Genomic DNA, 23,667 nt, shown 5'->3' with positions numbered 1-23,667 from the left:
TCAACTAACGCCCGGACTGCCGGGCTGCGGGTACACCACCGTGCGATTGCGGCCCTGTTCCTTGGCCATGTACAGCGCCTTGTCGGCCAGCCGCAGCGCCTGCTGCGGATCGTCGTGGTAGGTCGGGTAGTGGGCCACTCCCAGCGACACGGTGACCGTGCCGACCTGTTCGAAGACTTCGGCGGCGACCTGCACGCGCAGGCGCTCGGCGACCTGGGCAGCGTTGGCGGCATCGATGCCCGGCAGCAGGATCAGGAATTCCTCGCCACCGTTGCGGCAGAGCAGGTCGGTATCGCGCGCGTCGTCGCGCATCAGCTGCGCGATGCGCAGGATCACCGCATCGCCGACAGCGTGCCCGAAGCGGTCGTTGATGGTTTTGAAGCGGTCGATATCCAGCGCGATGATCCCGAACGGCTGGCCGCGCGCCTGCCAGTCTTCCAGGCCCTGCTGCAGGCCACGCCGGTTCTGCAGGCCGGTGAGCGGGTCGGTCATGCTGGCACGGTTGAGCTTGCCGATGCGGTCCTGCAGCAGGTTGAAGCTGTACAGCAGGGCGGTCTTGAGCTGGGCGACCTCGTAGTACCAGGCACGGATGCCGGTGACGTGGCGGATCGCGATGCCGGTGTCGCGGTTCTGCACGTTGCGCGCCAGCTGCCACAGGGGCAGCGAGATGCGCCGCGCAAACCACCAGGTGATCAGCAGCGACAGGATGCCCAGCGGGATCGCATTCCAGATCACCGAGGACATCAGCTGCGACAAGGATGCCAGGGTGGCCGTGGTCGGGCGCTGGGCCACCACGCCCCAGCCGACACTCGGTACCGGGGCGTAGCCGGCCAGCATCTGCACGCCATGGGTATTGCGCACCTGCTGGGCGCCCGAGTGGCCCTGGGTGACTGCCTGCACGGCCGGGTTCTGCAGCGCGAACTGGCCGACCCGGTCCTGCTCGATGTGGTACAGGATGCGGCCATTGCGGTCGACCACGTACAGGTAGGAACCATCGCGGTAGTAGTGCTTGCCCAGCAACGACTGCAGGATGCTGCGCTGGCGCAGGTAGATGGTGCCGCTGACGTAGCCCTGGTACTGGCCCTGCGCGGAGAAGATCGGGTGCGAGATCGCCACCAGCAGCCGGCCGGTGGCCGACTGGTACGGATCGCTGATGAACGGCGCACGCCGGGCGAGGGCGTCGCGGTTGCCGGCACTGTTGAGCAGCACGCCCTGCAGGGCAAGACTCTGCGGTGAGGTGGCCAGCACGGTGCCCCCGGCATCGACGATCAACACCGAGTTGAAGCTGTTGGTCTGCAGCTGCAGGCGGGCGGCCTCGGCCTCCAGCGCCTGGCGATCATGCCGGCGCTGGCCGAGCAGGGTGGCGCTGTAGGCCACCTGCTGCTGAGCGGAGAGCACGAAGTTCTGGGTCGATTCGGCGAGCTTGCTGGCGTACACGCGGTTGGCTTCCAGCGTGTTGCCGATCAACTGTTCGCGCTGCACGCGGTAGCTGGCATGCAGGGTGTTGGCCAGGGCGATGATCGCGCTGAGCAGGGCCAGGGCAAGGATCAACGTGCCGAGGTTGAGGCGGGCGGACAACGGGCGCATGCGGTTCACGGGCAGCAGGGTGCAGCACCAACCGGAACACGCGGATGGAACGGCAGCAGCGAAGCAGTCAGGAGCGCACGACACAGTGCCGAACCGGTGCGCGTGCCGCGCCCGCCTTTCGACGACCCCGCCCCCGGGCGGTCAACAACTCTTTGGGCGGCGATTATTGCGGATTACACCCCCACGTGGGTGAAGTGGGCACCGCGGTGGCGGCCTTCAGCGTTCCAGGCGCCTGCGCAGTACGCCGCGCAGGTGATCGGCGCCGGCCTGGTCCAGTGGTCCGAGCACACCGCGTACGGCCTCGGGGATGTGCGCGGCGGTGTGCTCATCGGCCTGGAAGACGTAATGCTGGAACATGGCCTGCCAGTGCGCGCGCTGCGCCGGCGGTAGGTCGCGGAGCGCCAGCAGCGAGAGCATCAATGCGTTCATCGGGGCATCCATCCACGCCGGCACCGGCCGCCACCAGTAATTGACCAGCACGTTGAACGCCTCCAGCCCTTCCATGTGGTGCCACCACAGCGATGGAATGAACACGGCATCGCCCGGCCCCAGCTCGGCCACCTGTGCGTGCGCCAGCGCCGCGCTGAAGCGCGGGAACCGCACCAGGTCCGGTGCGGCGAAATCGACCAGGCTGACCGCCTGCCCGGCCGGCGTGAAATCCAGTGGCCCGATATACAGATTGCCCACCTGCGATGGGGGGAACAGGGTGACGCGGCGGCGGCCGGCGGCTACGCAGGCGAGGTTGTCCGGCACGTCCTGGTGGGCGGCGATGCGCGAGCGGTTGCCGATCCAGATGCTGGCCAGCGGATCGTCCACCCCCAGTTCCAGCGCATTGGTCTGGCGGAAGCCAGGCAGGAAGCTGTCCAGCGTGGTCGATGCCACATAGATCGACGGCGGTGCCGGTGCCGGCGCGTACTTGAGCAGGGTATCGAGCACGACCTTCAACGGGATCTGCTCGCGGCGGAAATTGAAGCCACTCATGTCCGCGTTGTAGAACACCCGTCCCCGGGCCTCCGGTGGCGCCGTGGTGGCAGTGACCGGCAGCGCGCCGTGATCGAACTGCTTGAGATGGTCAACCGCCGCCTGCGCGGACCGGGTCGCTGCGGCGACCAGCGGCCACCCGGCCACCAGCCCGCGGATTACCTTCGGCGTGGTCCAACCGGGCAACTGCGCGTGCAGCTGCGCCGGATCCAGATCATGCAGTTCCTCGATCGGGCCGGGCATGGCGGACATCGGCATCCTGATGGCAGGGGCGGGTGGCGCCCACGGTAGCGCGCAGGTGAGGGAAGCGGAAGGCCGCGGGATGAGCGCGGCCTTCCGGTGCTGGAGCTCGGCAGTACCGACTCAGAACTTGTAACGGACGCCGAACATGTAACGCGGGCCGGTCTGGGTGGCGTAGCGCAGCATGTTGGTGTGGCGCGAGTAGGTGCGCATGGTCTCGTCGGTCAGGTTGATCGCTTCCAGGCTCAGGGTCAGCTGCTCGCTGACCGCGTAGCTGATGTTGAGATCAAGCTGGCCGTAGGCTTCGGTGTAGTTCGGGTTGGGGCCCTGGCCGCCGATGCCGTTGAGGAACTTGTCGCGCCAGTTGTAGGCCGCACGCACCTGCCAGGCGTTCTTGTCGTAGAACAGCACCGCGTTGGCAGAATCGCTGAGGCCGATCATCGGATACTGGTCGCCCAGGCTGAGGTTGTCGAAGGTCAGGCCGGACTTCACCTTGGTGTAGTTCGCCGCGACGCCAAAGCCGGACTGGCCGAACAGATGCTGCACGGCCACTTCCCAACCCTGGAGGTGGTCCGAACGCTGGTTGGCCGGCAGGGTGACGTCAAACCCGGCAATCGGATCACCCGGCTGGCCGACGATGCTGCCGGTCTGCTGCCCTGCGGAATTGACGCCGGTGGAGGTCACGCCCGGGTCGCCGGCATGGTTGGTGAAGATGTAGTTGCGGATGCACACCGTATCGGTGGCCACGCAGCCCGATGCCAGTGCCTCGTTCCAGTAGGCGCCGCCCACGGGGGTGTGCAGGCTGCCTGCATCCTCACGCGCGATCGTATTGCTGATGAAGTTCTTGATGTTCTTGCGGAAGAAGCCGACCGAGGCGTAGCTGGCCTCTCCGTAGTACCACTCCAGCGAGAGATCGAAGTTGTCCGAGAGCAACGGCTCCAGTGCCGGGTTGCCACGCGAGCCGGTGCCGCCCTGGGTGCGCACGATGTTGTCCAGACGCTGCCCGCTTTCAATCTGCGTCCAGCCTGGACGGCCGAGACTGCGGCTGTAGCTGCCGCGCAGCGCCAACGATTCGCTCAGGTCCAGCTTCAGGTCGAGATTGGGCAGGATGTAGTCGTACTTGCCCTTGCCACCCACGAAGGCGCCTTCGTCGGCGTAGGTGATGTTGAACTCGTTGAGCGAATTCCAGCTGATGGAGGTCGGGACGCGCACCAGCGCCTGCGATTCCACCTCGGTTTCTTCGTAGCGCACACCCGCGGCGATATGCAGCGGCATGTTCCAGTCAAAGGTAGTGCGGTATTGCAGGTAGGCGCTCTTGGACGTTTCCGTGGTGCGGATGTCCTCGGAGTATTCCGTCGGGGCGACATAGCAGGTGGGGCAGGCCGGCTCCACGCCATTGGCCACCTGGGCGGCACGATCGCGCAGGCGGTCGAAATCGAACACCAGGAACTGGCCCGTCAGGCGCGGATCGTTGTGGCCGGAGAACGCCTTGAAGTACTTGGCCATGTCATCGGCGTACCAGATGCTGTCATCGTAGTCCGCAGGCGTACCGACGCCGCCCCAGCTGTCTCGCTGCATGATGGCCGCCGCCGAGCGGTTGTCCACCTTGGTGTGGCCCACGCCGAAATCCAGCGCGGAGTAGTCGGCAAAGCGGAACACGCCCTTGGCCTGCAGCTGCTCCACTTCAGACTTGTTGTAGCTGTTCTGGAAGACCGAGCCGGTCACCAGGGCATCCGATGCCTGGATGCCGCCAGGAGGCAGTGCGATGTTGATGATGGGGAGGTCGCCGCTGTAATCGACCGTGGTCTTGCCACGCACGTAAGCGGCGACGCCCAGCACGCCCGCCGAGCCGTAGGGGCCATCGGGCTGCGATTCGGCACTGGCGCGGTTGTAGTCGAAGGTCATGTCCAGCGCGTCGTTGACCTCCCACTCGACGTTGAAGCCCACCGCTTCCATGTTGTTCTTGGTCGCCAGCTTCATGCCGCCCATGGCCACGTCGCCGTTGACCACGTCTTCGCTGTAGACGATCGGCGCGGCAACCGGGCCGTTGGTCCAGGTGCTGTCGCCGGGGCCGTAGTTGAACCACACCGACAGTTCGCTGCGCTGCTGCTGGACCTTGTTTTCGACATAGGTGTAGTCCAGCGTGGTGGTCACGTTGTCCAGCGGCTTCCACTGGAACGTGGCCTGTCCGTTGGTGCGCTGGCGCTGTACCGCATTGACGTTGTAGGCCGAGTTCTGCGGGCGGCCATAGATATCATCGGGGCCCGGGCGGTTGGTGATCCGGTCGGCATAGCCCGTGCCGGGTTGTGGCAATGCCCGCCAGTCGGTGGTGTCGCTGCCACGAAGCGTCGCCCAGCCTTCGGCCACGGTCGCCTGGTTGAAGCCCGAGTCGCGTTCCTGGTGGCTGGCACTGAGTGCAACGCCGAAGCGTCCGTCGGCGTAGGTCTGGCTGAAGATGCCCGACAGCTCGCCGGTGATGTTGGACCCTTGCAGCGTGCGCGGCACATTGTCGTTGGAGGTGTCGTGCACCGCCTTCAGGCCCAGGCTGACGACCGGCGCCGCCTCCAGTGGACGCAGCGTCTTGATGTTGATGGTGGCGCCGATGCCGCCGGTCGGATTGTCGGCGCGGGTGGTCTTGTAGACCTCCACAGCCGAAATCGATTCGGAGGCGATGTTCGCAAAGTCGAACGATCGCGAGCCGTTCAGGCCGGCACCGCCGTTGCCGAGGTTGGACGCCGGCATCTGCCGGCCGTTCAGGAGCACCAGGTTGTAGTCCGGGCCGATGCCGCGGACGGTCACCTTGGAGCCCTCGCCGCTGGAGGTACGGTCGATCGACACGCCGCTGATGCGCTGCAGCGATTCGGCCAGGTTGGTATCCGGGAACTTGCCGATGTCCTCGGCAACGATGCCGTCGACCACGCCCTGGCTGTCGCGCTTGAGGTTCATCGACGAGGTGAGGCTGCCACGGATGCCGGTGACCTGCACCGCATCCAGCGTGGTGGGGTCGACGCCATTCGGGGCTGTCGTGGAGGTTTCCCGGCCCGCGGAATCCTGCGCCCAGGCCGGGCCGGCCAGGACAGCGAGAAGTGCGGAGGTGAGCATCGCCTTGCGGGGTACGGCCTTGTACGTCTTCATGATGATCCCTCCCCAGGGAATTCGATCGTGGCGGTTCTGCGTTGTGTCGGCGCGGGTTCCAGTGCGCACGGCCCGGATTGGAGCCATGGTTGACAGCGTTGTCAACAAACGACGTCCGCGCTGCGCTTTGCCTGGCCATCGTCACGCGTTCCACGTTGCCTGCACATCGGGCACCTGCGCGGCGGAAGCACTGCAACGCAGGCGTTGTGGCCCGATTTCACCGGGACGTCGGCCGCCGGAAGGAGGATGCACATGCGTTGTGCAGTGCAGAACGAAACTGCGCGAAGTGATTTGCGTGAGCGCACCGCAGCATCGCGGGCCACGGGCAGCGGATGGCTGACAGCGCTGGACAATCGCGGTCCAAGCAGGTTCCATGTCTGGCCGCCGACTGGCCGGCTCTCCCAATCTGGAAGGACATGCAATGGACACTCCTGCTGCCGTCCGCGGACAACATGTGCAAAGCAATGGCGTTGCACTGGCCGTGGTCACCGCCATCTTTTTCATGTGGGGTTTCCTCACCTGCCTCAACGACATCCTGATTCCGCACCTGAAGGCGGCGTTCGCGCTCACCTGGGTGCAGGCGATGCTGGTCCAGTTCACCTTCTTCGGCGCGTACTTCCTGATGTCCCTGCCCGCCGGGCGCCTGGTCGCGGCGGTGGGCTACAAGCGCGGCATCGTTGCCGGCCTGGCCATCGCCGGTGTGGGCGCGCTGTTGTTCTGGCCGGCGGCACAGGCGCATGTGTATGGCCTGTTCCTCGGCGCGCTGTTCGTGCTGGCCACCGGCATCACCGTGCTGCAGGTCGCTGCCAATCCCTATGTTGCGCTGCTCGGTCCGGAGCAGACCAGCTCCAGCCGGCTGACCCTGGCGCAGTCGATGAACGCGCTGGGCACCACGATCGCGCCGTTGTTCGGCGGCCTGCTGATTCTCTCGGCCGCGCCGCGCACCGCCGATGAACTGGCCCTGCTGCCGCAGGCCGAGGCACTGGCTTACCGCGCCGCCGAGGCGCAATCGGTGCAGCTGCCGTACTTCGGCCTGGCCGTCGCACTGTTCGTGCTGGCGGTGGCGATCTGGATGTTCCGCCTGCCGGCCATTCCCGGCGTGGAAGGCGCGGCCGCCACCGGCAGTGGCCGCCTGCGCGATGCGCTGCGCCATCGCCACCTGCGCTATGGCGTGCTGGCCATCTTCTTCTACGTGGGCGCGGAGGTCTCGATCGGCAGCGTGCTGGTCAATTTCCTTTCGATGCCCGGTATCGGTGAGGGGCTGACCGAGCAGGAAGCCACGCGCTACGTGTCGCTGTATTGGGGGGGGGCGCTGGTCGGCCGTCTGCTGGGTGCGGCATTGCTGACCCGGCTGGACCCGCGCCGCATGCTGGGGGTCTTCGCGTTGATCGTGATCGCCCTGCTGACGGTGACGATGCTCGGCAGCGGCAACCTGGCCAAGTGGAGCGTGGTCAGCATCGGCCTGTTCAACTCGATCATGTTCCCGACCATCTTCGCGCTGGCCATCGCCCGCCTGGGCACGTTGACTGGGCAGGCCTCCAGCCTGCTGGTGATGGCGATCGTGGGCGGCGCGGTGATCCCGCTGGCGATGGGCTGGCTGGCCGACCATCACGGGCTGCAGGTGTCCTTCCTGCTCCCGATGCTGTGCTACCTGTTCATTGCCTTCTACGCCTGGCGCGGTTCGCGCCACAGCCACTGAGGCAGTCGCTCAGCGGCGACGCGGGGGGTGCGTGGATTCGCGCACCAGCACCGCATGGTCGACGGTGACCATGACCCCGGCCTCCGGGGAGCGGATGCGGTCGATCAACTGCTCGGTGGCCAGCCTGCCCATGGAGGCGGTCGGCTGGCGCACGGTGGTCAGCGCCGGGTAGATGTGCCCGGCGATCGGCGTGTCATCGAAGCCGCAGACCGACAGGTCGCGGGGAATGCGCAGGCCGCGCTGCCCGGCGACGCGGAACACCGCGGCGGCCATGTCATCGTTGGCGGCGAAGATCGCGCTCGGCGGCTCCGGCAGGTCCAGCAGTGCATTGGCGGCCTCGATGCCGGATTCGAACGAGAACTGCCCGTTGACCACCAGCGCCGGATCGTAGGCGATGCCGTACTGGCGCAACGCCTGGCGGTAGCCGGCCAGGCGCCACTGGCAGGCCCCGTGCGCGCGCGGGCCCTTGATATGGCCGATGCGGCGATGCCCCTGCGCGACCAGATGACCGATCAGTTCAACCACTGCGGTGGTCTCATCCATGCGCACGCCGATGCAGCCGTCCGGATGCCGCGGTGCGATGGACGCATACGGAATCTCATGCTCTTCCAGGTAGGCCAGCACCACCGCGTCATCGGTCAGCGGCGGGATCAGCACCACCCCGTCCGGGCGCGAATTCTCGAACAGCGCAGCCAGGTCGGGAAGGGTGCGGCGCGCCGTGCCGACCGGGCCCAGGATCAGGTTGTAGTGGTGCGCATGGCACGCCTCCAGCATCCCGTTCTGGATCTCCATCAGGTAGTTGCGCGAGGGATTGTTGTAGACCAGCGCCAGTGCATACGAGCGCTGCCCGGCCAGGCTGCGCGCGGAGAGGTTGGGCTTGTAGCCCAGGCGCGTCACGGCGGCCAGCACCCGCTCCCGGGTTTCCGCGCGCACGTTGGGCTCGTTGTTGAGCACGCGGGAGACCGTCTTGATCGATACACCCGCAACGGCGGCGACATCCTCGATACGACTACGCATGGTGCGGGGGTTCCTCTCGGAGGGGCGGGCGGCCAGGTGCCGATGGTAGTGCGCGTGTGTCACATCGATGTTGCCGATGCAGGCGGATGTTGCCATGCCGCCGACGTGCGTGGCGGGTTCGGGTTTTCCATGCCGCGATGCAGCAGTTCAAGCACGGCCTGGACATCATCTCCGGTGGTGATCCCCGCTGCAGCGGGACGCCGGTCGCAAGCGGGGCCGCGGGCGGTTGACAGCGTTGCCATGGGCTTATATGACAGCGCTGTCAGAGAGGGGCGCTGACCGCTGCCCGGCTGCGGTCCCGCCCGTTCCGTTCGCGCGTATTTCATCAGAGGAAGATGTCCAGTGACCAGCTCCAACAAGACGATTCTCGCCACCTGCCTGCTGGCTGCGCTGGCCTCGACGGCCGGTGCCGCACCGGCCACCGGTGAACGCCTGAAGGACTGGCCCCGTGTGACCAGCGCGATCGGGCCGGATGCTGCGCTGGAGGCGCGGGTGCAGCAGATCGTGGCGCAGATGACGCTGGCGCAGAAGGTGGGCCAGATGACCCAGCCCGAGATCAAGATGATCACGCCCGACCAGGTCCGCCAGTACTACATCGGCTCGGTCCTCAATGGCGGCGGCTCCTGGCCGGGCATGGACAAGCACGCCACGGTCGCGCAGTGGCTGCAGTTGGCCGATGCGTATCGGGCGGCCTCGCTGGCCACCGATGCGCGCACGCCGATCCCGGTGATCTGGGGCACCGATGCGGTGCACGGCCACAACAACGTCTACGGTGCCACGCTGTTCCCGCACAACATCGGGCTGGGCGCGGCCGGCGACGCCGCGCTGATCGAGCGGATCGGCCGGGCCACCGCACACGCGGTGCGCGCCACCGGCATCGACTGGGTGTTCGCGCCGACGCTGGCAGTGGCGCACGATCCACGTTGGGGGCGCACCTACGAAAGCTATTCCTCCGACCCGCACGTGGTACGCGAATTCGCCCAGGCCTACGTCAGGGGTGCGCAGGGGCGCTTCGGCGACGACGGCAATGTCGTTGCCACCGCCAAGCACTACATCGGCGATGGCGCGACCGACAGCGGCCGCGACCAGGGCGAAGCGCTGGTCGACAAGGCCACCATGATCAACGTGCATGGGCAGGGCTACTACGGTGCGCTTGGCGAAGGCGTGCAGACGGTGATGGCCTCGTTCAACAGCTGGAACGACCGCAGTGGTGGTATCGACTACGGCAAGATGCACGGCAACAAAGCGCTGCTGACCGGCGCGCTGAAGGAGAAGATGGGCTTCGACGGTTTCGTCGTCTCCGACTGGAACGGGATCGCCCAGGTGCCGGGCTGCCGCAACGACAGCTGTGCGCAGGCGATCAACGCCGGCATCGACATGGTGATGGTGCCCGATGACTGGAAGGCCTTCATCGCCAACACCATCGCCCAGGTGGAGAGCGGGGAGATCCCGATGGCGCGCATCGATGATGCGGTCACCCGCATCCTGCGCGTGAAGCTGCGCGCGGGCCTGTTCGATCACAAGCCGTCCGACAGCCGTCATGCCGGTGACGTCGCCGCCGTGCAGCACCGTGAGCTGGCGCGCCAGGCCGTGCGTGAGTCGCTGGTGCTGCTCAAGAACGAGGCGAAGGTGTTGCCACTGCGCCGCGATGCGCGGGTGATGGTGGTCGGCAAGAGCGCCGACAACCTGTCCGATCAGTCCGGCGGCTGGTCGCTGACCTGGCAGGGCACCGAGAACCGCAATGCCGATTTCCCCACTGCCGATTCGGTGCTGGGTGCGCTGCGTGCCGAACTTGGCGCACAGAAGGTTGCCTACAGCGCCGATGCGACGGCGCTGGATCCCGCGCAGTTCGACGTCGTGGTGGCCGTGATCGGCGAGACGCCGTATGCCGAAACCAACGGCGACATCCTCGCGTCCGATCCGGTCAGCCACAGCCGTGCCTATCCGCAGGATCTGGCCGTGCTGCGCGCGGCCCAGGCCAGTGGCAAGCCGGTGGTGACCGTGTACTTCTCCGGGCGCCCGATGTACACCAACGACCTGCTCAACCACTCCCAGGCCTTCGTGGCGGCGTGGCTGCCGGGTACCGAAGGCAAGGGCATCACCGACGTGCTGGTGGCTGGCAAGGACGGCAAGCCCGCGCATGATTTCCGCGGGCGCCTGAGCTTCCCGTGGCCGGGCGTGCCGTGCCCGGCGCCGATCGACCGTCCGGATCCGAAGCAGCCGCCGCTGTTCGCGCTTGGCCATGGCCTGAGTTACCGCACCCCGGGCAAGGTCGACCGCCTGCCCGAAGCCAACCCGGACAACTGCGGCGAGGTCACCACGCTGCCGATCTTCAACCGGGCCGACACGCCGCCGTTCGCGCTGCATGTGGCGGCCGCTGGTGCCACCCAGCCGCTGGGCAACGACCTCAACGCCACGTTGCGCTGGCCGGCCGCCGCGCCGGTAGTGCAGGTACGCACCGTGCAGATCAATACCCAGCAGGATGCCAAGGAAGTGACCTGGCTGGCGCCGGCGCAGTTGATCGCACGCAGTTCCTCGCGGCGCAACCTGGGCGCGCTGGCACGCAACCACGGCGCGCTGCAGTTCGATGTGCAGCTGGTGCAGCGCCCGGTGTCGCCGGTGAAGGTGAGCATGCAGTGCGGTACCGGCTGCGAGGGCGGCGTGGATATCGCGCCGGTCCTGGCCACCCTGTCGCCGGGGCAGAAGCAGACCGTGACCGTACCGCTGGCGTGCTTTGCCAAGCAGGGCGTGGACCTGGGTGCGGTGGAAGCACCGTTCGTGGTGAGCGCCGACAAGCCGTTCGCGGCGGCGTTCACCCAGGTGCGTGTATCGGTGGATGCAGACAACGCGGCGGGCGGGGTGCGCTGCCCGTAACGCGCCACCGTCGGATGCTGGCCAGCGCCGCGTAGCTCTGCGGCGCTGCGCCGGGTCCCGATGTTGGTGGGGTGGTGCATTTGCAACTTTTTGCATGGCCAGCACGGGATGTCGCCGCTCAAAATCGTGGGTTTCGAAGAGACCCACCGTTCATGCGACGCCTACTGAAAACGCTGCGGGTCATGCCCTATGCGGTGCACCGCCCGCATTTCATCGAGCCGCATCTTGCACGGACGCAGCAGCTCCTGCAGGACGGCGACTTCGCTTCTGCCGATGCCGTGCTGGCGAGCCTGCCGGCCGAGACGTACGAGTCTCTGGTGTGGCGCATATGCCGGGATCGCCGCGCCCCTCACTGGCTGACGACGTGGTCTGCGCAGCAGCCATCCTCCACTCATCCCCCGCTGATAGAGGCGTACATGGATGTTTGGGGCGCGTGGGTGGTGCGGGGCGAGACCTATGCGAATGCCATTTCTTTCCTGCGCCGAAGACGCTATCCGAAGATCATGGCACAGGCCTACGAGAAGTTTGTCCGGATCGTTGAACACGATCCGGACAACGCCATGGCGTTGGCGGGTTTGATTCATTGTGACGTCGTCATAGGCATCGGTGAAGGACAGCGCGATGCCTGGCTTAACCGGCTGCTTGAGGCAGGGCACTTTCACGGTCCCGCCATTCATCAGTATGCCCGGGGAACCCTTCCCAGGTGGGGTGGATCGCATGACGAGCATGTGCAGTTCGCCGGTTGGATCGTGGAGCACGCACCTGCCGGGAGCTGCTCGCATGTCGTGGCGGCGCAGGCCATACTGGATGACGCGTTCACTACATCCGAAGAGATCACCGATATCCGGAAGATCGCCGGACACCTTGCCGACGATGCGGTCGCGGCGTGGTTGCGCCGCGCCCTCCTGAAATGGGCCGACGCTACTCCGGTTACATTGGCTGCCCGCATCGGGGAAATCGGCACCCGCAGTGACGATGCCTATGATGGGGTATGCCTTGAAACATTCGCGCTTGCTGCGTACTTCGCCGGTGCGAACGAGGAATCACGACTGCTGTTCAAGGCGCTGCGCGGACGGTTGCAGATCGATGACTGGGAGAACTTCATTCCGCCCATGCCGATGTGGTTGTACGCCATCACGTCGAAGCGACGCGGTGCGAGACGGGTTCATGATCGCGTGTGCCGCGCCTTGGGGCTGGACCCGCGCGATGTATGCATGTAATGCAAAAAAGGCCCCGCGATGCGGGGCCTTTGTCTGTTCGCCTGAAGCGCCTATCAGCGCTTCATCGAACCGAAGAACTCGTCGTTGGACTTGGTGTTCTTCATCTTGTCGAGCAGGAATTCCATCGCGGCCATTTCATCCATCGGATGCAGCAGCTTGCGCAGGATCCAGATCTTCTGCAGCAGTTCGGGTTCGATCAGCAGGTCTTCGCGGCGGGTGCCCGAGCGGTTGATGTCGATCGCCGGGAACACGCGCTTTTCCGAGATGCGGCGGCTCAGGTGCACTTCGCTGTTGCCGGTGCCCTTGAACTCTTCGTAGATCACCTCGTCCATCTTGCTGCCGGTATCGACCAGCGCGGTGGCGATGATGGTCAGGCTGCCGCCTTCCTCCACGTTGCGCGCGGCGCCGAAGAAGCGCTTCGGACGGTGCAGGGCGTTGGCGTCCACACCACCGGTGAGCACCTTGCCGGAGCTGGGCACCACGTTGTTGTAGGCACGCGCCAGGCGGGTGATCGAGTCGAGCAGGATCACCACGTCCTTCTTGTGCTCGACCAGGCGCTTGGCCCGCTCGATCACCATTTCGGCGACCTGCACGTGGCGGGCGGCCGGCTCGTCGAAGGTGGAGCTGATGACTTCGCCGCGCACGGTGCGCTGCATTTCCGTCACTTCTTCCGGGCGCTCATCGATCAGCAGCACGATCAGGTGCACGTCCGGATGATTGGTGGTGATCGCCGTGGCCACCTGCTGCATCATCATCGTCTTGCCGGCCTTGGGCTGGGAGACGATCAGCGAACGCTGACCCTTGCCCTGCGGTGCCATCAGATCGAGGATGCGGCCGGTGATGTCTTCGGACGAACCGTTGCCGCGTTCCAGGGTGAAGCGCTTGCGCGGGAACAGCGGGGTGAGGTTCTCGAACAGCACCTTGTTCTTGGACGCTTCCAGTGGCTCACCGTTGATGGTGTCCACGATCGACAGCGCGAAGTAGCGTTCGCCGTCCTTCGGGAAGCGGATGCGGCCGGACAGGTGGTCGCCGGTGCGCAGGTTGAAGCGGCGGATCTGGCTGGGCGAAATGTAGGTATCGTCCGGGCCAGCCAGGTAGCTGGCTTCGGCCGCACGCAGGAAGCCGAAGCCGTCGGGCAGGATTTCCAGCACGCCGTCGGCGGCGACGCCGTCACCATGACGGGTCAGCACCTTGAGCAGGGCGAAGATCACGTCCTGCTTGCGGGCACGGGCCACGCCTTCGGAGATCTGCAGCTGCTCGGCGATTTCCAGCAGCTTTTGTGCCGGCATGCGCTTGAGGTCGCTCAGCGAATAGACCGGGAAGCCCTCGGGCACATTGGCCTGCTGGCTGCGCACGAACGGCTGCTGTTCGCCGTTGTCCTGCGGCATGCCGTCATCGTTGTAGCGATCGCCACCGCGGTTGCGGTCACGGCGATTGCGGAAACGGTCGCGGCGGTTGCCTTGGCCCTGACCCTGGCCTTGGCCTTGGTTCTGGCCCTGACCCTGCTGGTACGGGTTCTGCCCGCCCTGCTGGTTCTGGTTCTGGTGCCGACCATTCTGGTTGCGCTGGCCACCGTCGCCGGTGTCCTGCTGACCACCGCCCTGCGAGGGCGATGCGTCGCCACCGGCAGGAGCTGCCGGCGCCGATGCCTGCGGGGCTGCCGAAGGAGCAGCAGCCGGCGCCGGCGCGTCAGACGCGGCAGCCAGAGGCAGAGCGGGTTGTGAGGGGGGGGAACCTGCTTCGGCAGCGGTGTTGGCGGCGGCCTTGGCGACGCGCGGCTTGCGCACGCGCTTCTCGGCGGGCGCGTCGGCGCTCCCGGGTTCGGAAGTAGTGATATCGGACAAGTGCTGGATTCCTCGCTAGAAGGTGCGAGCGCCCGGCAGGGCGGCGAACGTTGGGAAAGGATCTGGAAGGAAACTGCGTCCAGAAGATGCGGCGCGCGAATGCGGCCGGATATGCCGACACTAACACCGGCTCGCGGCAGCGCGCAAGCCGGGTGGGGCAGGGTCATTCATGCGGGCGATGGGCCCGCGTGGCAGCCGGACGGGACCGGCTGCCTGCAGCGATCAGGCCAGGGCCTTGTCGAGCATGCCGGCCAGCTGGGCCTTGCCGACGGCACCGATCTGCTGGGCCTGGACTTCGCCGTCCTTGAACACCAGCAGCATCGGGATCGAGCGCACGTGGTACTTGGCGGCCAGGGCACGGTTCTGGTCCACGTTGACCTTGGCGATCTTGGCGCGGCCGTTGTAGGCGTCGGCCAGTTCGTCCAGGGCCGGGGCGATCATCTTGCAGGGACCACACCATTCGGCCCAGAAATCGACCAGCACCGGTTCCTTGGAATTCAGCACTGCGCTATCAAAGTCGGCGTCGCCGACATGTACAACCTTGTCGCTCATCTTGGTTTCTCGTCTGGTAATGCACCCGGCAGGGCCGGAGGAAGTTGAATTTGGGCAACGCCAACCGGGCGTCACCCTCGTCTGGTGCCTCGTGGCCGCGGGCGGCCAGCGGTGCGTTCGGCGGATGCCTGGACGCTCACGGGGCGCAGTGTACCGCTATCGCCGTGACCGGACAGACGCTGGTTGGAAAGAAGCGTCCCGTGATCGCCCACCTGCGTTATCGCGACGATCCTGGTTGATATGCGGGGGCCGGCACGACGCTTCCAGCCCCTTGCGCCGCCCCGTTCAACCGGCGGCAGGGCCGGTGAATGCGAGGTGGAGAGCCTTCCAGGGCCTGAAACCTGCCGCAAAAAGCACGCCGGGCGGGCATTCTCATGGCGCTGCGCGACGGGTGATCCCGGTTTGACGCCGACATTGCGCTAAACTGGGGCATTGTGCGGCGCCCTGGACCTGGAGTCCGGCCCTGCCAATCCCGGCGCAGGGGCCGTTTGCGACGGTGCCCCCCAAGATTGCAAGCCACCCCGCACCTCTGCCGGGATGGCCTTACCAAGACGGACTCATGAGCGACAAACCGCTGACCGATTTGACCTTCTCCTCCTTCGAGCTGCATCCGGCCCTGCAGGCCGGCCTTGAAGGAGCCGGATTCACCCGTTGCACGCCCATCCAGGCGCTGACCCTGCCGGTCGCGCTGCCCGGCGGCGACGTCGCCGGCCAGGCCCAGACCGGTACCGGCAAGACCCTGGCCTTCCTGGTCGCCGTGGTGAACCGCCTGCTGACCCGCCCGGCGCTGGCCGACCGCAAGCCGGAAGACCCGCGCGCGCTGATCCTGGCGCCGACCCGCGAGCTGGCCATCCAGATCCACAAGGACGCCGTGAAGTTCGGCTCCGACCTCGGCCTGCGCTTCGCGCTGGTCTACGGTGGCGTGGATTACGACAAGCAGCGCGAGATCCTGCAGCAGGGCGTGGACGTGATCATCGCCACCCCCGGCCGCCTGATCGACTACGTCAAGCAGCACAAGGTGGTCTCGCTGCATGCCTGCGAGATCTGCGTGCTCGACGAAGCCGACCGCATGTTCGACCTGGGCTTCATCAAGGACATCCGCTTCCTGCTGCGCCGCATGCCCGAGCGCACCACGCGCCAGACGCTGCTGTTCAGCGCCACGCTCAGCCACCGCGTGCTGGAGCTGGCCTATGAGCACATGAACGAGCCGCAGAAGCTGGTGGTGGAGAGCGAATCGATCACCGCCGCCCGCGTGCGCCAGCGCATCTACTTCCCGGCCGACGAAGAGAAGATCCCGCTGCTGCTGGGCCTGCTGTCGCGCAGCGAAGGCGCCCGCACCATGGTGTTCGTCAATACCAAGGTGTTCGTCGAGCGCGTCGCGCGTTCGCTGGAGAAGGCCGGCTACCGCGTCGGCGTGCTGTCCGGCGATGTGCCGCAGAAGAAGCGCGAAAGCCTGCTCAACCGCTTCCAGAAGGGTCAGCTGGAAATCCTGGTGGCCACCGATGTGGCCGCCCGCGGCCTGCACATCGATGGCATCAAGTACGTCTACAACTACGACCTGCCGTTCGATGCGGAAGACTACGTGCACCGCATCGGCCGCACCGCGCGTCTGGGCGAAGAGGGTGATGCGATCAGCTTCGCCTGCGAGCGCTACGCGATGGGCCTGCCGGACATCGAGGCCTACATCGACCAGAAGATTCCGGTCGAGCCGGTCACCAGCGAGATCCTGACCCCGATTCCGCGCGCGCCGCGTGCACCGTCGCCGGAAGGCGAGGGTGATGCCGAGGGCGACGAAAACGAGAGCGTCGGGCAGATCTTCCGTGAAGCGCGCGAAGCGCGTGCGGCGGAAGAGCAGCGTCGTGGCGGTGGCAGCAGCCGCGGCGGCAAGCCGTCCGGCGGTCGTGGCGAGCGCCGCGCCCCGGGTGAGCGCAGTGCCGATGGCAAGCCACGCCGTGAGCGCAAGCCGCGCGTGGAAGGCGAGCAGCCGGTGGCTGCCGCCGCCGATGCCGCCGCCAAGCCGCAGCTGGCCCCGAGCGCCGCGCCGTCTGCCGAAGGCAGCCCGGCCGTGGAAGGCGAGCGCGCCCCGCGCAAGCGTCGTCGCCGTCGCCATGGCCGTCCGGTCGAAGGTGCCGAAGGCGCGGCAGCCACCGGCCCGGTGACCCCGGTGCAGGTGACCGCCAAGCCGATGCGCGGCACGCCGGCCGCCGATCCGGGCGCCTCGTTCCTGACCCGCCTGGGCCGCAAGATCCGCCGGATGCTCTCCGGTTCGTAAGACCGGACGGCTGAGGTAGTGCCGGCCGCTGGCCGGCGCTACCGATCAGCCCCCATCAGGTTGCCGTTACCTACGCACCACCCTCGTCCTGCATAATCAGGGGATGAGCGTCCTGCGTTTTGACAATGTCAGCAAACAATATGCCGGCGGCCACCAGGCACTGGTGGACGTCAGCTTCGATGTCGCCCCCGGGGAGATGCTGTTCGTTACCGGTCATTCCGGTGCGGGCAAGAGCACCCTGCTCAAGTTGATCCATCTCGACGAGCGGCCCAGCCGCGGCGCGGTGATCTTCGATGAGCGCAACCTGCTGAAGGTGCGCGGCGGCAGTATTCCGCGGCATCGGCGCGAGGTCGGTGCGGTCTACCAGGACCACCGCCTGCTGATGGACCGCAGCATCGCCGAGAATGTCGCCCTGCCGCTGATCCTGCGTGGCACCCGTCGCAACGAGATCGGCAAGCGCGTGCGCTCGGTGCTCGAACGGATGGGCCTGGGCCATCGCGAAAAAGCGCTGCCCTCGCAGTTGTCGGCCGGCGAGCAGCAGCGCGTCGGCATCGCCCGTGCGATTGTCGGCGAGCCCAAGCTGCTGGTCGCCGATGAACCAACCGGCAATCTCGATCCGACCCTGGCGGCAGAAATCATGGCGTTGTTCGCCGAACTGCCCGACCGCGGCACCAGCGTGCTGGTGGTCAGCCACGATCTGGCCCTGCTGCGGCGCATGCGCAAGCGCGTGCTGATCCTGGACCACGGCCGCCTGGTCGATGACATCTCGCCGCAGGACCTGGCCGAATGAACACTCCGGTGACCAAAGAAACCGCCGCGCCTTCGCGTCTGGGCGTGTGGCTGCACCATCATGGCCACAGCGTGGTCTTCAGCCTCGGCCGCGCCTGGCGCAAGCCGTGGGCGACCCTGCTCACGGTGATGGTCATGGCGCTGGCGCTGGCCCTGCCGCTGGGCCTGTCGATCGCGCTGGACAACCTCAAGCACTTCGCCGGCAGCGTGCAGCAGTCGCGCGACATCAACCTGTTCCTCAAGACCGATGCCGGGGCCGATGCGGCCGGCCAGGTCGCCCAGACCCTGCGCGCCCGCGCCGACGTGGCCAAGGTGACCGTGCAGACGCCGGAGCAGGGGCTGCAGGAGCTGCGCGAAAGTGCCGGGCTCGGCGAAGCGATCGATGCGCTGCACGACAACCCGCTGCCGACGCTGCTGATCGTGACCCCGGCCGAGGGCGCCGATGACGCGCGCCTGGCGCAGTCGCTGGAAGGCCTGCCGCAGGCCGACCTGGTCCAGCACGATGCACTGTGGCGCAAGCGGCTGGATGGCTGGCTGGGCTTCGGCACGCGCCTGGTGCAGGTGTTGTCGGTGCTGCTCGGCCTCGGTGCCGCGCTGGTGGTCGGCAACACGGTGCGCCTGGATATCCAGGCCCGCCGCGATGAGATCGGCGTGCTGCAGCTGCTCGGTGCCAGCGATGGCTTCATCCGTCGCCCGTTCCTGTACCTGGGCGCGTGGTACGGCCTGGGCGCCGGCGCGGTGGCGCTGGCCCTGATCGGTGTCGCCGGGCTGGCGCTGCGCCCGCCGCTGGCCGCGCTCTCGCACAGCTATGGCAGCCCGTTCGTGCTGCATGGTCTGGACCTGCTGCATTCCTCGTTCGTGCTGCTCGGCACCGTGGTGCTGGGCTGGCTGGGCGCCTGGCTGGTGACGGGGCATTTCCTGCGCCAGACCCGTCCCACCGAAACCTGAGCCCCGCATGCGCCCGCAAGCCCTCAAGCACCTCGTCGACGACGCACCGCGCGTGATGGTCGTCGACGGCTCCCGGCTGGTCCGCAAGTTGATCGCCGATGTGCTGCAACGCGAACTGCCGGCGGTGGAGGTGGTGGGCTGTGCGAGCATCGCCGAGGCGCGGGCGGCGCTGGATGCCGGCCCGGTCAGCCTGGTCACCACCTCGCTCACGCTGAGCGATGGCGACGGGCTCGACCTGGCGCGCATCGTGCGCGACGCCGCGGGGCAGGCCTACGTACCGGTGATCGTGGTCTCCGGCGATGCGCAGCAGCATCTGGAGCAGCGTCGCTTCACCGAGTACGTCACCGATTATTTCGACAAGGCGCTCGGTCACGAAGCGCTGGCCACCTTCATCCGCGGCTATGTGCAGCCGGAGACGATTCCCGGCGCGACGATCCTGTACGTTGAAGACAGCCGCGTCGTCGCCGAGGCGACCAAGCGCATGCTCGAACGGCAGGGCCTGAACGTGCTGCACGTGCTGACCGCCGAAGATGCGTTCGCGCTGCTCACCGCCGAGTCGCTTGGCCGCAGCAGCCATCGCATCGACCTGGTGCTGACCGATGTCACGCTCAAGGGCGAGCTCAGTGGTCGCGACGTGGTGCAGCGCGTGCGCGTGGATTTCGGCTACGGCAAACGCCGCCTGCCGGTGCTGGTGATGACCGGCGACGGCAATCCGCACAATCAATCCGGTCTGCTCCAGGCCGGTGCCAACGATCTGGTGCAGAAGCCGATCGAAGAGCGGCTGCTCATCACCAAGGTGCTGTTCCAGCTGCGTCTGTCCCGCCTCAACGACAAGCCTGCAGTGCGATGAATGACGATGTAGTACCCAGCATCCAGCTCGAACCGAGCTGGAAGACGCGTATCGGTGATTACCTGCTGCGCCCGGACATGCGGGAGTTGTCCGCTTTTCTGCGCCAGCGCAAAGCGGCCGGAGCCCAGGTGTTCCCACCGGGTCCGCAGATCTTTGCCGCCTTCGATGCCACGCCCTTCGACCAGGTCAAGGTGGTCATCCTCGGCCAGGATCCGTATCACGGGTACGGCCAGGCGCACGGCCTGAGTTTCTCGGTGATGCCGGGCGTGCCGGTACCGCCGTCGCTGCTCAACATCTACAAAGAGATCGAGGCCGATCTGGGCATCCCGCGCCCGGACCACGGCTGCCTGCTGCCGTGGGCGCACCGCGGGGTGCTGCTGCTCAATGCGGTGCTGACGGTGGAGGCGGGCAACGCCGGCTCTCACCGGCGGCGTGGCTGGGAGGGCTTCACCGACCATGTGGTGGATACGCTCAACCGCGAGCGCGAGGGCCTGGTGTTCCTGTTGTGGGGCAGCTACGCCCAGCAGAAGGGCAAGGTCATCGATACCGGCCGGCACCGCGTGCTCAAGGCACCGCACCCTTCGCCGCTGTCGGCGCATCGCGGCTTCCTGGGCTGCCGCCATTTTTCGATGGCCAATGAGTACCTGCAGCGCCGCGGCAACGCGCGCATCGACTGGTCGCTGCCGCCGCGTGCCGCGCTGGAACTGCCGGCCTGAGCGCCCGGCCGTGGCCTACACGGCCAGCATCTCGATGATCGACTGCGCCACCTGCCGCTTGCGCGGTGGCAACCGCCGCAGCAGCGACAGGATGTTGCCCTCCAGGTCATCGCGCACGTAGTCCTGTGCGGGCGCGGTCAACATCAGTTCCTCCCCGCTGGCCTTGCACACGCCGCGACCGGTGGCCAACCACTCGAATCGCACCCGCGTACTGACGGCGATGTGCACCAGGTGCGACACACTCGGATGCGTTCCTCCCCGGCGCTCCCATTGCGCGACGGCACTGCGCTTGACCCCGGTTTCCACTGCCAACTGCGTCTGTGACATCCCTGCGCTGGTGCGTGCTGCGCGAATTCGATCCGACATCGCCAACATGGCCTTCCCCTTTCTCGTTCCTTGAACAGTGGATGGTTATCGATACTTACCGGGCAGCGATTCTTTTTTCGGTCTGTACAGAACTGCTTGCCGCCCTTGCCGTTGCAATCGCTCCGCCGATGAATCCACGAGCGACAGTGAAACTTCCCCCTGCACGCGACACGGCCGGTTTGACGGTTTACCTGCGTGCACGTAGTTAATCCCTCAAGCCGGCCATGACGCGCCGGGACATCCAAAACATCGGAAGCAGGCCGATGCCTGTCGATCATGGTCGGTATCCACCGGCCCGTGAAAGACCGCTTCGGCCAGGACGCAGGGGATGGCCGATGGATAAAGTTTCTGTTGTGAAGTTGGCGTTACGGCGATTCAGTTTGAGAGCGGTTTCGCTGTTATTTGTGATGCTGTTCGCATTAAGTGCCGGTATTTCATCGGCCGCCGCGCAATCGGCCTGCACGGCTGGCGCCTGCGTGAGTGCAGGCCCGCGCCTGGCCTCGATCGATTCCACCCAGAGCCCGGTGCTCAATCTGCTGTTCGGTGCGTTGCTGCCGGGCACCGCGGTCAATCTCAGCGTGGCCGACTGGAACAACCTGGCCGGGGCGAACATCAATCTCAACGCGCTGCTGACCCAGCTCAACGGCGGCGTGGTGGTCAGCGATCCCAGCCAGGTGCTCAACGCCAGCATCACCCTCGGCCAGTTGCGTGCGGCGATGGTGCAGGTCCTGCAGGCGGACGGGCAGACCGCGGCCGCCAATGTCCTCAATGCGTTGCCGCTCGGCGCGGCGGGCGTAGGCGGCAGCATCCGCCTGGCCGACATCCTGCAGATCGCACTGCCCACCGGCTCGCTGGCGACCGTGCGCCTGAACGTGCTGGACCTGCTCACCGGCGGTGTGCAGCTTTACAACTTCCGCAACGTACTCACCACACCCACGCCGATCACGGTCAACACCGCGGCACTTGGCCTCAACGGCGTGGCCAACGTGCGCCTGTGGCTGCAGGTGGTCGAGCCGCCGGTGTACACCTGCGGCGCGGCCGGCGCGGCGTTCCACAGCGCGGCGATCCGCATCAAGCTCGATCTGGACCTGGTGCAGGGTTTGAACACGGGCACGCTCTCGGCGGCGCTCAGTGGCCTGAACCTGCTGGGCGTCACCCTCTCCAACACCAGCATCACCGCCGATGTCCTGCATCTGCAGGTCTACGCCGATGTCGCACGCGCCGAAGGAGCGATCTCGGCGATCAACCTGGTCGGCAACGCGGTCACGCTGCAGGCGCGTCCGGGGCTGGTGAACCTGTATGTCGGCCAGATCAGCGATGCGACCTTCTTCAACCGCACGACGGTGCTCACCGATACCGCGCTGAGCGCGGCGACGCTGACCTCGCTCAGCGTGCGGGTGCGGGTGTCGGCCAATGTGCTCGGCCTGCTCACGCCGATCGCCGACATCACCATCCCGCTGACGGTCAGCATCCGCAGTTTCGCCACTGCCACGCCCGGCCTGCAGAGCGCGAGCTTCACCGGTCCGTATCCACAGACCCGCACGCTGAGCGCCGGCACGGTCAGTGCGGCGACGATGGTCTCGACCCTGGTCAACTCGCTCAGTATCCAGGTGACCAGTGGCAACCCCACGGTCACGCTGCTGGGCGGCATCGCACTGCCGCTGCCGGTGGCGGACCTGGTCAACGGCATCGTCAACACGTTGCTGACGCCGATCCGCACCCAGGTCAACGCTGTGGTCACGCCGGTGCTGACCGCATTGCTGGGCGGGCTGGTGGACAACCTGCTGGCCCTGCTCGGCATCCGCATCGGACAGGCGGTCTTCACCGTCGAAGGCATCACCCAGGCCTGCGCGGCGACACTGCAGCTGGTCAAGGACCTGCAGCCCACCAGCGATACCGGGCGCTTCAATCTGTCCATCACCTACAACGGCAGCACGGTCGGCTCGGCCAGCAATGTCGGCAACAACGGCGCGACGGCCACGGTGATCACGGTGCCCGGCGGCAGCTACGCGCTGGCCGAAGCGGCCGCGGCCGGTACCACGCTCAGCCGCTATGCCAGCACCTGGCAGTGCACCGACCAGAACAACACCGTGGTCTCTTCCGGCAGCGGCGGCAGCTTCACCCTGCGGGCGCCGGCGATGACGGCCACGGCCGTGACGCTGGTGTGCCGGATCACCAATCGAACGCGCCAGGCGGATCTGTCGATCACCAAGACCGACGGCAGCGGCACCTACACCCCGGGCGGCACCGCGACCTACACGCTGCTGGTCCGCAACGACGGCCCGGATGCCGTCACCAATGCCGTGGTCACCGACAGCCTGCCGAGCGGCACCACGCTGCGCGGCGCATGGACCTGCAGTGCCACCAGCGGCAGTACCTGCGCGGCGGCCAGCGGCGGCGCGGTGGGCGGCAATGCGGTGAATGCCGGGGTGAATCTGATCAACGGCGGGCAGGCCACGATCAGCGTCCCGGTCAGTTTCAGCAACAACCCGGGCGCGTATTAGCGGCCGGTGCAGTGCAGTGCGTGCAGGGGACGCCCCCTGCGGATGAATGACAGGACCACCGATGCCGCGTGCC

16 protein-coding genes are annotated in these 23,667 nt (G+C 66.8%); 9 read left to right on the top strand and 7 right to left on the bottom strand.

Features of this window, described 5'->3' with window-relative positions; genetic code table 11:
• The 3 genes from PV764_RS15785 to PV764_RS15775 form a co-directional block, all read right to left on the bottom strand.
• On the bottom strand, positions 1-1,587 hold the full coding sequence (locus PV764_RS15785) for a sensor domain-containing diguanylate cyclase (RefSeq protein ID WP_019183502.1): 1,587 nt from the start codon (positions 1,585-1,587) through the stop codon (positions 1-3).
• A gap of 216 nt (positions 1,588-1,803) precedes the next feature.
• Positions 1,804-2,820, bottom strand: coding sequence for a cupin-like domain-containing protein (locus PV764_RS15780; RefSeq protein ID WP_019183503.1), 1,017 nt, complete (start codon positions 2,818-2,820; stop codon positions 1,804-1,806).
• A 111-nt stretch (positions 2,821-2,931) separates the two neighbouring features.
• Positions 2,932-5,943 carry a TonB-dependent receptor gene (locus tag PV764_RS15775; RefSeq protein ID WP_046273073.1) on the bottom strand — a complete coding sequence of 1,004 codons (3,012 nt, stop codon included), beginning with the start codon at positions 5,941-5,943 and terminating at the stop codon, positions 2,932-2,934.
• A gap of 421 nt (positions 5,944-6,364) precedes the next feature.
• Here PV764_RS15775 and PV764_RS15770 point away from each other — a divergent pair, with 421 nt between their 5' ends.
• On the top strand, positions 6,365-7,642 hold the full coding sequence (locus tag PV764_RS15770; protein WP_046273074.1) for a sugar MFS transporter: 1,278 nt from the start codon (positions 6,365-6,367) through the stop codon (positions 7,640-7,642).
• A gap of 9 nt (positions 7,643-7,651) precedes the next feature.
• Here PV764_RS15770 and PV764_RS15765 read toward each other — a convergent pair whose 3' ends face one another.
• Complete coding sequence (locus PV764_RS15765; protein WP_046273075.1) at positions 7,652-8,659, bottom strand: LacI family DNA-binding transcriptional regulator; 1,008 nt, start codon at positions 8,657-8,659, stop codon at positions 7,652-7,654.
• 342 nt (positions 8,660-9,001) lie between these two features.
• On the opposite strand from PV764_RS15765, the gene PV764_RS15760 reads away from it, so the two are divergent.
• Complete coding sequence (locus PV764_RS15760) at positions 9,002-11,533, top strand: glycoside hydrolase family 3 N-terminal domain-containing protein (protein WP_421117070.1); 2,532 nt, start codon at positions 9,002-9,004, stop codon at positions 11,531-11,533.
• Between the two features lie 152 nt (positions 11,534-11,685).
• Positions 11,686-12,753, top strand: coding sequence for a hypothetical protein (locus PV764_RS15755; RefSeq protein ID WP_421117069.1), 1,068 nt, complete (start codon positions 11,686-11,688; stop codon positions 12,751-12,753).
• Between the two features lie 53 nt (positions 12,754-12,806).
• Here the strand turns inward: PV764_RS15755 and rho are convergent, their stop codons facing one another.
• Positions 12,807-14,597, bottom strand: coding sequence for a transcription termination factor Rho (gene rho / locus PV764_RS15750; RefSeq protein WP_019183508.1), 1,791 nt, complete (start codon positions 14,595-14,597; stop codon positions 12,807-12,809).
• Positions 14,598-14,819: 222 nt separating this feature from the next.
• On the bottom strand, positions 14,820-15,149 hold the full coding sequence (trxA, locus tag PV764_RS15745; protein ID WP_019183509.1) for a thioredoxin TrxA: 330 nt from the start codon (positions 15,147-15,149) through the stop codon (positions 14,820-14,822).
• A gap of 559 nt (positions 15,150-15,708) precedes the next feature.
• Here trxA and rhlB point away from each other — a divergent pair.
• From rhlB to ung, 5 genes are all read left to right on the top strand, one after another.
• The gene (gene rhlB, locus PV764_RS15740; protein WP_421117068.1) at positions 15,709-17,421 is read left to right on the top strand and encodes an ATP-dependent RNA helicase RhlB; all 1,713 of its coding nucleotides are present in this window, start codon (positions 15,709-15,711) and stop codon (positions 17,419-17,421) included.
• A 103-nt stretch (positions 17,422-17,524) separates the two neighbouring features.
• Positions 17,525-18,211 (top strand): cell division ATP-binding protein FtsE, encoded by a 687-nt coding sequence (gene ftsE, locus PV764_RS15735; RefSeq protein ID WP_019183511.1) that lies wholly within the window; start codon positions 17,525-17,527, stop codon positions 18,209-18,211.
• Positions 18,208-19,158: a permease-like cell division protein FtsX gene (ftsX, locus tag PV764_RS15730; RefSeq protein WP_421117067.1), complete on the top strand. Its 951-nt coding sequence runs from the start codon at positions 18,208-18,210 to the stop codon at positions 19,156-19,158. Before ftsE ends, ftsX begins: the two co-directional genes overlap by 4 nt.
• Before the next feature lie 7 nt (positions 19,159-19,165).
• Positions 19,166-20,008, top strand: a complete 843-nt coding sequence (locus PV764_RS15725; RefSeq protein ID WP_019183513.1) for a response regulator — start codon at positions 19,166-19,168, stop codon at positions 20,006-20,008.
• Positions 20,005-20,724, top strand: a complete 720-nt coding sequence (gene ung / locus PV764_RS15720; protein WP_421117066.1) for a uracil-DNA glycosylase — start codon at positions 20,005-20,007, stop codon at positions 20,722-20,724. Before PV764_RS15725 ends, ung begins: the two co-directional genes overlap by 4 nt.
• Before the next feature lie 15 nt (positions 20,725-20,739).
• Here the strand turns inward: ung and PV764_RS15715 are convergent, their stop codons facing one another.
• Positions 20,740-21,090: a helix-turn-helix domain-containing protein gene (locus PV764_RS15715; protein WP_257785241.1), complete on the bottom strand. Its 351-nt coding sequence runs from the start codon at positions 21,088-21,090 to the stop codon at positions 20,740-20,742.
• A gap of 476 nt (positions 21,091-21,566) precedes the next feature.
• Between PV764_RS15715 and PV764_RS15710 the strand changes: the two genes are divergently transcribed.
• Entirely contained in the window at positions 21,567-23,594 is a 2,028-nt protein-coding gene (locus PV764_RS15710; RefSeq protein ID WP_421117065.1) for a hypothetical protein, read from the top strand.
• Positions 23,595-23,667: the final 73 nt, after the last annotated feature.

The organism is Stenotrophomonas sp. AS1 (genome assembly GCF_048957655.1).
GTDB lineage: Bacteria > Pseudomonadota > Gammaproteobacteria > Xanthomonadales > Xanthomonadaceae > Stenotrophomonas > Stenotrophomonas bentonitica_A.
This window is presented reverse-complemented; position numbering and strand designations above follow the sequence as displayed.